This is a genomic window from Rhizorhapis suberifaciens (assembly GCF_014200045.1).
Classification (GTDB): Bacteria; Pseudomonadota; Alphaproteobacteria; order Sphingomonadales; family Sphingomonadaceae; genus Rhizorhapis; species Rhizorhapis suberifaciens.
Genome location: NZ_JACHOV010000001.1, coordinates 233,846 through 247,372, shown reverse-complemented (window position 1 = coordinate 247,372; position 13,527 = coordinate 233,846). Strand labels below are relative to the sequence as shown.

The 13,527-nt window shown below is 59.0% G+C and carries 11 protein-coding genes; 4 read left to right on the top strand and 7 right to left on the bottom strand.

Going from position 1 to position 13,527, the window contains the following annotated elements; all coding sequences use genetic code 11:
- Positions 1-53: 53 nt before the first annotated feature.
- Entirely contained in the window at positions 54-1,832 is a 1,779-nt protein-coding gene (gene aspS / locus HNQ99_RS01265) for an aspartate--tRNA ligase (protein WP_184473820.1), read from the bottom strand.
- A gap of 127 nt (positions 1,833-1,959) precedes the next feature.
- Here aspS and rnd point away from each other — a divergent pair, with 127 nt between their 5' ends.
- Together rnd and HNQ99_RS01255 are read left to right on the top strand one after the other, a co-directional pair.
- A complete protein-coding gene (gene rnd / locus HNQ99_RS01260) occupies positions 1,960-3,123 on the top strand; it encodes a ribonuclease D (RefSeq protein WP_184473819.1) in 1,164 nt (387 codons plus the stop codon).
- Positions 3,124-3,136: 13 nt separating this feature from the next.
- Positions 3,137-3,427: an I78 family peptidase inhibitor gene (locus HNQ99_RS01255; RefSeq protein WP_184473818.1), complete on the top strand. Its 291-nt coding sequence runs from the start codon at positions 3,137-3,139 to the stop codon at positions 3,425-3,427.
- Between the two features lie 114 nt (positions 3,428-3,541).
- Here the strand turns inward: HNQ99_RS01255 and HNQ99_RS01250 are convergent, their stop codons facing one another.
- From HNQ99_RS01250 to HNQ99_RS01235, 4 genes are read right to left on the bottom strand one after another with little or no spacing between them, the layout of a single operon-like run.
- Positions 3,542-5,068 (bottom strand): Ppx/GppA phosphatase family protein, encoded by a 1,527-nt coding sequence (locus HNQ99_RS01250; protein ID WP_184473817.1) that lies wholly within the window; start codon positions 5,066-5,068, stop codon positions 3,542-3,544.
- Positions 5,068-7,206 carry an RNA degradosome polyphosphate kinase gene (locus HNQ99_RS01245; protein WP_184473816.1) on the bottom strand — a complete coding sequence of 713 codons (2,139 nt, stop codon included), beginning with the start codon at positions 7,204-7,206 and terminating at the stop codon, positions 5,068-5,070. The genes HNQ99_RS01250 and HNQ99_RS01245 overlap by 1 nt, the downstream gene beginning before the upstream one ends.
- A 58-nt stretch (positions 7,207-7,264) precedes the next feature.
- Positions 7,265-7,870, bottom strand: a complete 606-nt coding sequence (locus HNQ99_RS01240; RefSeq protein WP_184473815.1) for an HdaA/DnaA family protein — start codon at positions 7,868-7,870, stop codon at positions 7,265-7,267.
- On the bottom strand, positions 7,867-9,108 hold the full coding sequence (locus tag HNQ99_RS01235; RefSeq protein ID WP_221232508.1) for a heavy-metal-associated domain-containing protein: 1,242 nt from the start codon (positions 9,106-9,108) through the stop codon (positions 7,867-7,869). The genes HNQ99_RS01240 and HNQ99_RS01235 overlap by 4 nt, the downstream gene beginning before the upstream one ends.
- 65 nt (positions 9,109-9,173) lie before the next feature.
- Between HNQ99_RS01235 and purM the strand changes: the two genes are divergently transcribed.
- Complete coding sequence (gene purM, locus HNQ99_RS01230; RefSeq protein ID WP_184473814.1) at positions 9,174-10,280, top strand: phosphoribosylformylglycinamidine cyclo-ligase; 1,107 nt, start codon at positions 9,174-9,176, stop codon at positions 10,278-10,280.
- Complete coding sequence (purN, locus tag HNQ99_RS01225; protein WP_184473813.1) at positions 10,273-11,226, top strand: phosphoribosylglycinamide formyltransferase; 954 nt, start codon at positions 10,273-10,275, stop codon at positions 11,224-11,226. The genes purM and purN overlap by 8 nt, the downstream gene beginning before the upstream one ends.
- Positions 11,227-11,241: 15 nt before the next feature.
- Here the strand turns inward: purN and HNQ99_RS01220 are convergent, their stop codons facing one another.
- Positions 11,242-12,009, bottom strand: coding sequence for a slipin family protein (locus tag HNQ99_RS01220; RefSeq protein ID WP_184473812.1), 768 nt, complete (start codon positions 12,007-12,009; stop codon positions 11,242-11,244).
- A 4-nt stretch (positions 12,010-12,013) separates the two neighbouring features.
- Complete coding sequence (locus HNQ99_RS01215; RefSeq protein ID WP_184473811.1) at positions 12,014-13,390, bottom strand: NfeD family protein; 1,377 nt, start codon at positions 13,388-13,390, stop codon at positions 12,014-12,016.
- Positions 13,391-13,527: the final 137 nt, after the last annotated feature.

Sequence of the window (13,527 nt, the reverse complement as noted above, 5' to 3'; positions counted from 1 at the left end):
TCTAAAGAAGGGAAAGGCCCTTCGACAAGCTTAGGGCAAACGGAACCTGACGCTCACCCTTTCTGCGGTTCCACGATCCGAATATTCAGTTCGCGTAACTGCTTGGCCGAAACCTGGCTCGGCGCGTTCATCATCAGGTCCTCCGCCTTCTGGTTCATCGGGAACAGAACGACTTCACGAATATTGGGCTCGTCCGCAAGCAGCATGACCATGCGGTCCACCCCTGGAGCCGAGCCGCCGTGGGGAGGCGCGCCATATTTGAAAGCGTTGAGCATGCCGGAGAAGTTCTGCTCGACCTCTTCCTTGGTATAGCCGGCGATCTCGAAGGCCTTGTACATGATCTCCGGCTTGTGGTTCCGGATCGCACCCGAAGACAATTCCACCCCGTTGCAAACAATATCATATTGCCATGCGAGGATGTCGAGCGGATCCATTGTCTCCAGCGCTTCCATCTCGCCTTGCGGCATGGAGAAGGGGTTGTGGGAAAAATCGACCTTCTTGTTCTCCTCGTCATATTCGAACATCGGGAAGTCGACGATCCAGCAGAATTTAAACACGCCCTGTTCGACCAGGCCAAGTTCCTCACCGGTGCGAGTGCGCGCCGCACCCGCCAGCTTGGCCGCCTGAAGCTCCTTGCCCGCGGCAAAGAAGACGCCATCATTGGGGCCAAGGCCGAGCGCTTCGATCAGCTTTGCCGTCCGCTCTTCACCATGGTTTTTGGCGATGGGACCTCCGGGAATGCCGTCCTTTATGTTAATATATCCAAGGCCGGCATGGCCTTCGCTGCGCGCCCAATTATTCATGTCATCGAAAAACTTGCGGCTGAGCGCACCGGCGCCCGGCGCGGGAATGGCGCGGATGACCCCACCGGATTCCACGATGCCAGCGAAAATACCAAAACCACTGCCCACGAAGTGATCGGTAACGTCCATGATTTCGATGGGATTGCGGAGGTCGGGCTTATCGCTGCCATATTTGAGCATGGATTCGCGGAACGGAATTCGCGGAAAGGGTGCGGGCGTGACAGCCTTGCCCTTAGCGAATTCCTCGAACACGCCATGGAGAACCGGCTCCAGCGCATTGAAGACGTCGTCTTGCGTGACAAAGCTCATTTCCAGATCGAGTTGGTAGAATTCGCCAGGCGAACGGTCGGCGCGAGCATCCTCGTCGCGGAAGCATGGAGCGATCTGGAAATAGCGATCGAAACCCGCGACCATGAGCAATTGCTTGAACATCTGCGGCGCTTGCGGCAGCGCATAGAATTTCCCCGGATGTACGCGGCTGGGCACCAAATAGTCGCGCGCGCCCTCGGGAGAACTGGCGGTGAGGATCGGCGTTTGGAATTCGGTAAAGCCCTGATCCACCATGCGACGCCGAAGTGAGGCAATCACGGCGCTGCGCAGCATGATGTTGGCATGCACGCGTTCGCGGCGCAGGTCCAGAAAGCGATAGCGCAGGCGGATATCTTCGGGATATTCCTGGTCGCCGGCCACAGGAAGCGGAAGCTCCTGCGCGACCGACTGCACGACGGCTTCTTCCACCCTTATCTCGATTTCACCGGTTGGAAGGCCAGGGTTCACCGCCTCACCCGCGCGTGCCACAACTTTGCCGGTGACGGTGACAACGCTTTCGTTCCGTAACGATTCGATGACGTTGAAAGCGGGACCATCCACTTCAGTCACAATCTGCACTATCCCATAATGATCGCGCAGATCGATGAAGACGAGATCGCCATGATCGCGCTTTTTATGTACCCAACCCGAGACGCGAACCGTCTCTCCAACATGACTTGCGCGAAGCTCTGCACATTTGTGGGTACGGTAGACGTGCATAAATTGTTTCTTTCCCGCTATATTCAGGGCTAAAGTCGTGAAAACGCGTAACAGGAGAGATGCGGGCCATTGTCAACCCTTGCCGCCCTGCTAGGAGGGGCCAGCCAATAATAAGATCGAAGCCTATATGCAAATCCATCCGTTGATAACCGACAGCAACATATTGGCCGAACTTTGCGGCCGCCTCTCCAAATCCGAATTTGTCGCCGTCGATACCGAATTCATGCGGGAAAACAGTTACTGGCCGGACCTTTGTCTGGTGCAGATCGCGGACGACAAGGAAGCCGCCGCCATCGATCCAAAGGCGCCGGGGCTGGACATGGGTCCCCTCCTCCATCTGCTCACGGAAAATGAGGAGGTGTTGAAGGTCTTTCATGCGGGCGGCCAGGACATTGAAATTGTCCATAATCTGACGGGCAAGACGCCTCACCCCATGTTCGACACGCAGATCGCGGCCATGGCATTGGGGCAAGGGGAGCAGATCGGTTATTCCAATCTTGTCGACGCTTATCTGTCCATCAGCCTGGACAAGGGCGCGCGCTTTACCGACTGGGCGCGGCGGCCATTAGACAAGCGGCAAATCGATTACGCCATCGGCGATGTGACTCATCTGGCAAGCATCTTTCCACTCATGCTGGAAGAATTGCGAAAGACCGGACGGGGAAGCTGGCTCAATCAGGAGATGGAACGCATCTGCGACCCGTCAAATTATGTGACTATGCCGGAAGATGCGTGGAAGCGGGTGAGAATCGCGAGCCGAAAGCCCGATGTACTTGGACGGCTGAAGGCACTGGCCGGATGGCGTGAGCGCGAGGCACAGGACAAGAATCTGCCGCGCGGTCGGATCGTGAAAGATGAAACGCTGGCCGACCTGGCATCGCACCCCCCGCGGGCACAGGAGGATTTAAGCAAGGTCCGGGGACTTTCGGCAGCCTGGAAAGCCAATGACATTGGGGCTCGGCTTATGGCTTCTCTGGTTGATGCCCAGCCCTTGCCACGAGAGGAAATGCCGGAGCGGGATCCCAAGCGACCGGGACTTACCAAAGACAGCGCCCTGGTAGCCGACCTGCTGAAGCTATTGCTCAAGATCCGGGCCAAGGAGATCAACGTCGCCTCACGGCTGCTGGCACGGTCGGACGACCTGGAGATGTTGGCGGCGGGCGTACGCGATGAGTTGCCGATACTGGAGGGCTGGCGCTTTGAACAATTCGGGCGCGACGCCGTTGACCTGGTGGAAGGGCGCATGGCCTTTGCCGTGAAGGACGGGAAACTGCGCATGACGAGGACATAAGGAGCCGATAGGCATGAGGTATGTCGCCACATTTACGCTGTTGATGCTTTCCAGTTGCGCCACCGCCCAAGCTGGCGATCCGAGTAATGCGTCAAATGAAGGCGCTTGTCGCAGCGAGCAACTTAACCAGTTTGTTGGCCAAAAGGCGGACGCAAGCGTTGGCGCGAAAATGCTGGAGGTGTCGGGCGCGAGAGTATTGCGCTGGGTGGCGCCCGGCATGGCAGTAACGATGGACTTTCGCGCTGACCGGCTAACGGTGACCTATGATGCGGCTTATATGATTACGCAAGTGAGCTGCGGGTGATCGAAGGCGGCGGACGACGGCCGGAGCATAGCGCCTGCGCATCTCACCCCCTTCGTCCCGAGCATAGTCAAGGGACATGTGGGTCAGATTAAAAGCCCATATTCTAAAATCCAGCTACTTCAGAACAAACTCACTCCTCAGCCCCATCGCGGTGGCAAGGTGACGCAAACGTCGCTCGACGGCCTCTCCAAAGAGCGCCGCATGGGCATTCGCCAACACCAGCCTGAGCGCGTCTCCATCGCCTTCAAGGGCGCCAAGCTCAAGCGGTCCGGCAACACCCCCGCTTAGACGCTGGGCCAGACGGATCGCAAGGCCCCAGCGGATCGCCTGTTGCAAGGCATCGGCGGGAGCAAGGCCTTCTACCTCGGGCGCGATCGACGTACCGCCACCCAGATGGGAGTAAAGCGCCTGCGCCAGCATGGCCCTGCCTGCCACGTCGATTCCAACCCAATTGCCGTGAAGCGCAATTTCCAGGCCTCGCTCCGCTCGGAATTCGGGGTTAGCCCGCCAACCAACGTCAGCCAGTAGACAGGCCGCCCGTCTGATGCGGCTCCATTCGGCGTGATCTCGCCTGAATATGGGAGCGATCCAACGGTCAATGAGGTCGCCATGACCCCGGAAACGACCCTGCGTCTCACCCTCGGCCGCCGCCGCTGTCAACAGCGGGTCCAGCGCTTTGATGCTCGAAGGCAAGTCCTGAAACAACAATCCCTCGCGCAGACCGAAGGCCGATACGATAAGCTTTGCGCTATCCAAATGACGGACCATCGCCGACAGCAGCAGCGCGGCGTCGGATAATGTGGGAATACGACTGGATGACAGCGAGGAAATGGCCCGCAGCTTGTTCTTATCCGTGCTGGCAAGAACCCTGACCAGATGCGCGGGCATTTGCTTTTCCATGTCATAATGATGGATCACGGGCAGCGGAAAGCCGGTCTGGTGCATGTCCAGCCGCGCCAGTGCACGCCATGATCCGCCAACAAGGTAAAAAGGCAGATCAGGAGTCACTTTGTCCCACCCAGCCTTTTCGAGCAGCTTTGCCACGTGCCGGTCGAGCACATGCTGCCCCTTAACGCGAATGTCGGGGAGACGAAGCACGCCGAGCGGGAGCGACACCGATTCCCGGACCTCACCGCCTGACACCCGCACCAGTTCCAGGCTGCCACCCCCCAGATCCCCAACGATTCCATCTGCGTCCGGAATAGCGGACAAAACCCCATAGGCGGCTCCGCGGGCCTCTTCCTCGCCCGAAAGAAGCCGAACCTTAAGGCCCAACGCTTCGGCGCGACGGATAAATTCCGACCCGTTGCTTGCTTCCCGCACGGCTGCCGTCGCAACGCAGCGGACCTCATCGACTTCCATTTCACGGCAGAGCTGATGGAAGCGCCCCAAAGCTGTCAAACCGCGACGCATTGCGGCTTCCTCAATCGCGCCCGTCTTGGCAAGAGAGGCGCCAAGACCAGCCATCACCTTTTCGTTGAAGAGGATGAAGGGGATGCGGCGCGGACCATCGTAAACGACCAGACGAACGCTATTGGAACCAATATCGATGATCGCAATGCGAGCCGTCACTAGCGCAAATGCCTCCCTCTTCGGTCGTTCTAATGGACGCGGACGTGCAAGAACAGCTTCTTCGAGCATCAACGCCGCCGCCGCAGACTGAGCTTTGGCACCGCGTCGGCCTTGCGCAGAGCAGCGCCTCGACCGGAAAGCGACGGATTCGTCATGAAATAATGGTGCAGGTTAAAGGGTTTGTCGCCCGCATCCAACCGATGGTAACGACCGTCGCTGTCTAATGTCCAGCTCTGCTCATTATCGATAAGGTTGGCCACCATCACTTGGTCCAGGACCTGATCATGAACTGTCGGATTCTCAATGGGCAGCATATATTCCACCCGCCGGTCGAAATTGCGCGGCATCCAGTCAGCCGAACTAATATAGACCTTCGCTTCACTGTTGGGCAGTTCCTTGCCATTGCCGAATGCCCAGATACGGCTGTGCTCGAGAAAGCGGCCTACCACTGATTTAACGCGGATATTCTCCGACATTCCCGGCACCCCTGGGCGCAAGCAGCAAATCCCGCGCACCACAAGTTCGATTTTCACCCCAGCCTGACTGGCGGCGTAAAGCTTTTCGATGATAGCGGGATCGACGAGCGAGTTCATCTTGGCCCAGATCGTGCCGGGCCGCCCCGCCTGAACATGAGCGACTTCTGCATCAATGAGATTGCAAAGGCTGTCGCGCATGTCACGCGGTGACATGGTCAAAAGATCAAGCTTCTGCGGTTCGACATAGCCAGTGATATAGTTGAAGAGCGCGGCCGCGTCCCGACCCGCCCGCGGATCGGCCGTAAAGAAGCTGAGGTCGGTATAAATGCGCGCGGTGACCGGATGATAATTACCGGTCCCGAAATGGCAGTAGGTGCGAAACTGTTCACCCTCCCGCCGGACGACCATGGAAATTTTCGCATGGGTTTTCCATTCGATGAAGCCGTAGACGACCTGAACCCCGGCGCGTTCGAGCGCGCTGGCCCAAAGGAGATTCTGCTCCTCGTCAAATCGAGCCTTGAGTTCCACAACAGCCGTCACCGATTTACCCGCTTCCGCGGCGTCGATAAGGGCGCGGATCACCGCCGACTGCTTGCCCGCACGGTAGAGGGTCTGCTTGATTGCTACGACGTCCGGATCCTCGGCCGCCTGTCGCAGGAACGCTAAAACCACTTCGAAGCTTTCATAGGGATGGTGGACGACGATGTCCTTGGCACGGATGGCGGCAAAGCAGTCACCGCCATGTTCCCGAATGCGTTCGGGAAAGCGGGGGGCATAGGGTTCGAATTTCAGGTCAGGCCGATCCTCATCCACAATACCGGAAAGCTCGCCGATACCGATAAAGCCATTCACTTCAGCGATAACCGCCTCATGCCCTTGCAACATGTCCTGAAGCATTTCTTCGACGGCAGGCGGCAAGCCGGTTTCGATTTCCAGGCGGATCACGCGACCGCGGCGACGGCGCTTGATGGCGCTGCGGTAATAACGAACCAAATCTTCCGCTTCTTCCTCGATTTCAATATCGCTGTCGCGAATAATCCGGAAAACGCCGCTGTCCTTGACCGCATAGCCGGGAAACAGCAGCCCGGAGAAGCGCCGCAGTATAGCCTCCATCGCTATGTAGCGCGCCGGTTCACCCGGAATGCGGACCCATCGTGAAACTGTGGAAGGGATCATGACCAGTTCCCTGACCGGCTGCTTGTCGGAAAGGCGGACGAGGTCAAAAACGACGCTCAATCCCTGGTTGGGAATGAAGGGAAATGGATGCGCTGGATCCAGCGCCTGTGGCGTCAGAATCGGAAAGATCTGTGTCATGAATTGGTTTTCCAGCCACGCATCGGCCTTTTCACTCATGAAGCTTTCGCTCACGACCTCAATGCCCTGATGCGCCAGTTCCCGGTGCAAGCTGTGCCAGACACTCTGCTGTTCGGTCATCAGGCTGTCTGCCTCTGCCTCAATGGCTTGCAGCTGCTGGCTGGGGGTCAGTCCGTCGGCGGAAGGAAGGTCAACATCCTGAAGCTGCTGCCCTTTCAGGCCCGCCACCCGGACCATGAAGAATTCGTCGAGATTGGTGCCCGAAATTGACAGAAAACGCACGCGTTCCAGCAGGGGATGAGCGGGATTACAGGCTTCCTCCAGCACGCGCCGGTTAAAGGCCAGCCAACTCAATTCACGGTTGAAATAGCGATCACCAGGGAGGCTCAACGACGTTGATGGGTCGGCTTCTGCCACATTCTTTTCCTTGCTACCCTGCACATTCACGGAAAATGGTTCAGGGTCTGGTCGAAAACTATATATGCTGAAGCCCTGATTTGTGCAGGACTTCCTTTGCGAATGGGACGGAAATTTTACGCGACTGTGACAATGAAGCGTCGTTGAGGCAGGCTATGGTCGCGGCGATGGCGGCATAGCTGCGCTCAATGCGACGATGAAGGAAACTTGCCAGATCGGGCGAATAAGCCGCCCCGCAGTCCGACAGGCGCTTTTCTATCAGCGCCAGCGCCAGCGAATCGTCCGGTTCCTCAATTGCTACATGCGGCGCCGCAGCAAGGCGGGAGCGCAGGTCGGGTAGTGCCACATTCCACATGGCAGGCGGCAGGTCGGCGATCAGCAACAATGGATAATGGCGCAGTTGCGCGTCGTTCCAGGCGTGGAAGATCGCCTCTTCGTCGGCATGGCGGGCGTCATCGATCATCTTGCCGCCCGTCTTCCGCTCAAAAAGGCGGCCGAGGGTGGAGCGGCCGGATTTGGAAGGACCGGTCAATATACTGGTGCGGACGGGCCAGACGCCCCAATGATCCAAATGCCGGACCGCCAGACGATTACTTTCGCTCAGCAGAAATGTTTCGCCCTTATCGCGTCCTGTCCAATCCAGCGGCAGGCTGATCTGGCTCATTGCTCGTTCGACGGGGTCCCCGCCGGTCCGCGACGTTGAATGCGCAGCGTGTTGCCCGACACCGCCACTGTCCACCCCCGCGCGGCAAGAGCGGTACGCAGGCTATCGGCGGTTCCGGCATAGCTGACGCTCATCACGGATGTTCCGCCCAGTGCCAGACTGGACGTCGCAGCGCCCCGGACGCCGGGGATGGAACGCAATGCCGCCTCGCCAATGCTGACAGAGCTTACATCGGGCGTGTCGAACTGGATCGAGAAGGACGTGACGCCTTGTGCCGCCGTATCGCCAGCAAGGGCATCGTCGAGCGTGGTTTCCTCGCCTTCTTCGATGCCCAGCTCTTCAGGTTCGACTGGCTCCTCGATGATGAGCGAAGGATCGGGACGCAAAGTGCCGTCCATCAGAGCGCGCGTATAGAGATCGTCCATCCGCCTGACCGCTTGATCCATCATCTCAGGAATACCACTGCCGTTTGCGACGCGAAGGACGAAGGTGCCAATGAGGCGATTATCCGGCCCGTAGCGTGCCGCAAAACGACCAGTAACGGGTCCGCCAGGCCATTGCCGTTCCAACCGCGCCAGTGGCATGATCACGTCGGCGGCGCCATATTGGTCAAGCAGCACCCGCCACCACAATCGCCCGCGCCTGCCCGCCTGTCCTGCATTGAGCAGCAGCGGATCAGGCCCGGTGCCGGTAGTACGAACATAATCAATCGCGCTGTCGCCCGTGCGATACCGTGCCCAAGCCTTTTGCCATTCGGTCCGGCTTTCAAAAGTTTCTTGAGCGCCCGCTTCAGTAATGATCGGGAGCACAAGGAGGGGCGGCGAACGCATCGCACTGGCCCTGACGCCCAAAATTTGTCCTGCGCGCGCGCGGTCAAAAAGAACGCCCAAGGTTGCGATATAGCGGTTAGGGCCAATCTGTTCCTGCTGAACGACGATCCCTGAAACGATGTTTTCCAGCATCGAATCATTGAGGGCCGGAACCCCGTTGCCCGGATTCATCTTTTGCCAAAGCTTGCGCCAGCCAAGGCGCTGCGCAGCGCGCCAGCCTGCCTGCCGGGCCTTTTCCGCAGTATCAGCATAGACATCGACCTTGACGCCATCGACCTCAAAGTCGCCTTCGCTGCTGATTGGGGGGACGCCGCGTTCGCCCTCAATCTGCGCAAAAAGCGCTGCGCCCGCCCCAATACAGGCGAGCGCCCCGGCTATGGCGATGTTGCGAAAGCGGGTCCTGGTCATTTGCACGGCGCCCTTTTGGCGACAATTGCGTAGAAATCCAAGAAAGATATCGGTAGGCGCGGCATATGACCCAGAAAGATGACGTTCCCGAGTCCTATAGCTATGCCCAGGCGGGCGTGTCGATAGCCGCTGGCAATGCGCTGGTGCGGGCCATCGCCCCGCTGGCCAAGTCCACCAGCCGCCCGGGCGCAAATGCCGAACTGGGTGGCTTCGGAGGCTTTTTCGACCTGAAGGCCGCTGGGTACAAGGACCCACTGCTAGTGGCCGCCAATGATGGCGTCGGCACGAAGCTGAAGCTTGCCATCGATCAGGACCGGCATGATGGGGTGGGAATCGACCTTGTCGCCATGTGCGTCAACGACTTGATCGTTCAGGGCGCCGAGCCGCTTTTCTTCCTTGATTATTACGCCAGCGGCAAGCTGGAGAGCGCCGTCGCCGAACGAGTGATTGCCTCCATCGCGGAAGGATGCAGACAGGCGGGATGCGCCCTGATCGGCGGCGAAACGGCTGAAATGCCAGGCATGTATGCGCCGGGTGATTACGATCTTGCCGGCTTTTGCGTAGGGGCCGTGGAGCGGGAGCAGGCACTGACCGGCATCAAAGTGGCCCAGGGAGATGTCCTGTTGGGACTGGCATCTTCGGGTGTGCATTCCAACGGTTTTTCGCTGGTACGGCGGCTTGCGGCGGATAAGGGATGGAAGCTGAACCGCCCTGCCCTTTTCGACCAGAACGTGCTGCTGATCGACGCCCTGATGGCGCCGACGCGAATCTACGTAAAGTCGCTGCTGCCGTTGATCCGAACGGGGCGAATTGCCGCCTTGGCCCACATCACGGGCGGCGGTCTGCTTGAAAATATTCCCCGCGTGTTGCCAGAGGGGCTGCACGCCGTCGTCGAGGCCGATGGTTGGGAACAGCCTCGCCTCATGGCTTTCCTGCAGGCGCAAGGCAATATAGAGCCCGAGGAGATGGCGCGGACCTTTAATTGCGGGATCGGCATGGTTCTGGTCGTGAAGGAAAATGATGTCGCGGACGTCATGCAACAGTTGAGCGTGGCCGGTGAGACCGTATCGCGCATTGGCAGCATCCAGTCGGACGAGAAGGGCTGCACCGTCCGCGGGAGCGCTGAATGCTGGAGCGCTCGGGAGGCTTGGAGCGCGACTCACAATGGCTAAGGCGCGGGTCGCGGTTCTCATTTCGGGCCGTGGCTCAAACATGGCGGCGCTGGTCTATGCGGCGAAGCATCCTGACTGCACCTTCGAGATCGTACTTGTCGCCTCTAACGATCCCCAGGCGAAGGGACTGACCTTTGCAGAGGCGGAGAACATCGCGACTTTCGCGCTGCCCCACAAGGGCATGAAGCGCGCGGAGTTCGATGCCCTTATCGACGCGGAGGTTCGCAAGGCGGGGGCGGAATATATTGCGCTTGCCGGCTATATGAGGCTCCTGTCGCCGGAATTCGTAAACAAATGGGAAGGGCGGATGCTCAACATCCATCCTTCGCTCCTACCCAAATATAAGGGGCTCGACACCCATGAACGCGCCATAGCGGCGGGAGATAGGGTCGCGGGCTGTTCGGTTCATATCGTAACGGCGGAACTCGACGACGGGCCGGTGCTGGGCCAGATCGAGGTGGCCATACTGCCCAATGACACAGCAGAGACGCTTGCAGCGCGTACGCTGATCGCGGAGCATCAGCTTTATTCACGCGTGCTGGCCGACTATGTCACACGGGAAACCCGTCCCGACTGGCTGCTCTCGCAAATACGCGAATTGGCGCTGGCGCTTCCAGAAGCCGCCGAAAAGCTGTCGCATGGGAGCCCTGCCTTTCATGTCGAGGGCGGCAAGTTTTTCGCCTATTTCAGCTATGACCGTCACCATGACGGTGTTACCGGGTTGCTGGTGAAATGCAGCGGGCAGGAAGAACAGGCCATGCTGATCGATAGCGATCCTGAGCTTTATTACCGCCCCGCCTATTTTGGCCCTTCCGGCTGGATCGGCATCAGGTTGGACCTCCCACCTGTGGATTGGACGCATATCAGCGAATGGCTGGCCAAAAGCTGGCGGCTATCGGCGCCACGGCGTTTGACCAAGCTGGCTGACATTGCGGCGGAATTTTGATCGCTGGCCTTTCGTCTATTTACCCTCCCTCTGCCCGCCTAATTTGAACAGCTTGCCTAATTCCAATGGGAAGGGAAAGACAATGGTCGAACTCTTCTCTGCCGCTATCACGTTCAAGGAACCCAGGTAGCGAAGCTGCATCGCTTCGGGCTGCTGGCTCAAAGTCTGGGCGGCCTCCAGCAATTTTTGCGCCGCCTGCTGCTCGCCCTCGGCAATGATAATCTTGGCCCGGCGCTCGCGTTCCGCCTCCGCCTGGCGGGCAATGGCGCGGATCATGGTCTCGTTGAGGTCTACATGCTTGATTTCGACATTAGCGACCTTGATCCCCCAGTTATCCGTTTGAAGATCAAGAATTTCCTGGATGTCGTTGTTGAGCTTGTCGCGTTCCGCCAGCATCTCGTCCAATTCATGCTTGCCAAGAACAGATCGCAAAGTGGTCTGCGCCAGCTGGCTGGTCGCCTGCATATAATCTTCGACCTGAATGATGGCTTTTTCCGAATCAATTATCCGGAAATAGATGACGGCGTTCACCTGAACCGAGACATTGTCATGGCTGATCACATCCTGAGTCGGTACGTCCAGCACCACGGTGCGCAGGTCCGTCCGGACCATTTGCTGCACGAATGGAATGAGGATGATGAGGCCGGGACCCTTGACGCCCGTAAAACGCCCCAGCGTGAAAATCACGCCCCGCTCATATTCCCGAAGGACCTTGATCGCCGCCGACAGGAACAGCAGCAGCAAGACGAGGGCGGGGATGTAATAGACAAGGCCGGTCAACATCGCTTCATTCTCCTTGGGCCGGTTCGTCCCGGTCGACATGCAATGTAAGGCCATCAAATCCCCGTACGCGGACCCGTGAGCCTGGCTTCAGCGGTCCTGTGCCTGACGCATTCCACCGTTCGCCATGCGCAAAGACGTGCCCCCGGCCGCCCCGCCAGTCCTGCACCACAGCGCAGGCGCCGATCATTTCTTCCCGCCCGCTGACAATTCGGCTGTGCCGGGCGGTAAAAGCAAGACGACCAATGAAAAGGATGACGGCAAGGCTTAGCCCCGCCAGTCCCGCTATGAGCGGCCAGGCAATGCGGAATTCAGGCACGTCGGTGTCAATCAGGATGGTCGCGCCCAAAATGAACGCAACTACGCCCCCAATTCCCAATATGCCGAGCGACGGCGTGAAATGCTCCGCCACCATGAGGCCTATCCCAAGCGCCATCAGCCCCAGTCCCGCATAATTCACCGGCAACGCCGCAAAGGCATATAGGCCGGTGAGCAAGCAGATCGCGCCGATCGTCCCTGGATAAATCGAGCCGGGATTGATGAATTCGAAGATGAGGCCATAAATCCCTACCATCATAAGGATAACCGCCACATTGGGATTGGTGATGGCGTTCAATAATGTCGTCCGCCAATCGGGCTGAACCTGAATGACGGCCACCCCGCGCGTCGCCAATGTGACCCTGTTGCCAGCAACATTGACTTGCCGCCCATGCGCCTTGTTCAGCAGGTCGGGGATGGAACGGGCTTCCATGTCGATAACACCACCTTTCAGCGCGGCGCTGGCCGAAAGGCTTGCCGCTTCTCTCACCGCCTTTTCCGCCCAATCGGCGTTGCGCCCACGCATTTCGGCTAGGGATCGAATATAAGCGACGGCATCGTTCACCGCCTTGGCGGTCATCGCATCGTTGGACTTGGCGCCTTCCTGCTTCTTCTTGTCTTCTTCGTCACCGCCAAAGGGCATGCCCCCGATCTGAACCGGGGTTGCCGCGCCAACATTGGTGCCAGGCGCCATGGCCGCGATATGGCTGGCGTAGAGCAGGAAGGTTCCGGCACTTGCCGCCCGCGCCCCGCTGGGGCTGACGAAGGTAGCTACAGGTACGGGCGACGCCAAAATGTCCCGGATCATCGCACGCATCGATGTGTCCAGCCCACCCGGCGTGTCGAGCCGCAGGATCACCAGCGGCGATCCATCCTCCGCAGCCCGCTTCAACGTTCGGGAAAAATAGCTGGCGCTGGCGGGGCCGATAGCTCCGTCCAGGTTGAGAACGATGGCCGGCGATCGCGGTTGCGCCGCCGACAACATCAGGCCCAGGAGCATCAGAAAGAGGACGCGCACGGAATGAAGCGCGCGCCATGCCGACCCAAGTCGTCGATCTACCGCCATGGCCTTTCCTTTGATGCTGACAGCATAGCACAAACTTCCCTGTCCTGCGAAGATCGGGTCCTGCGAAGATCGGGACGCGGCAGTTGCTTGAGCCCACTCACCCTGTCCTGCCGGAGCGCCCGTGTTTCCCGCGCTTG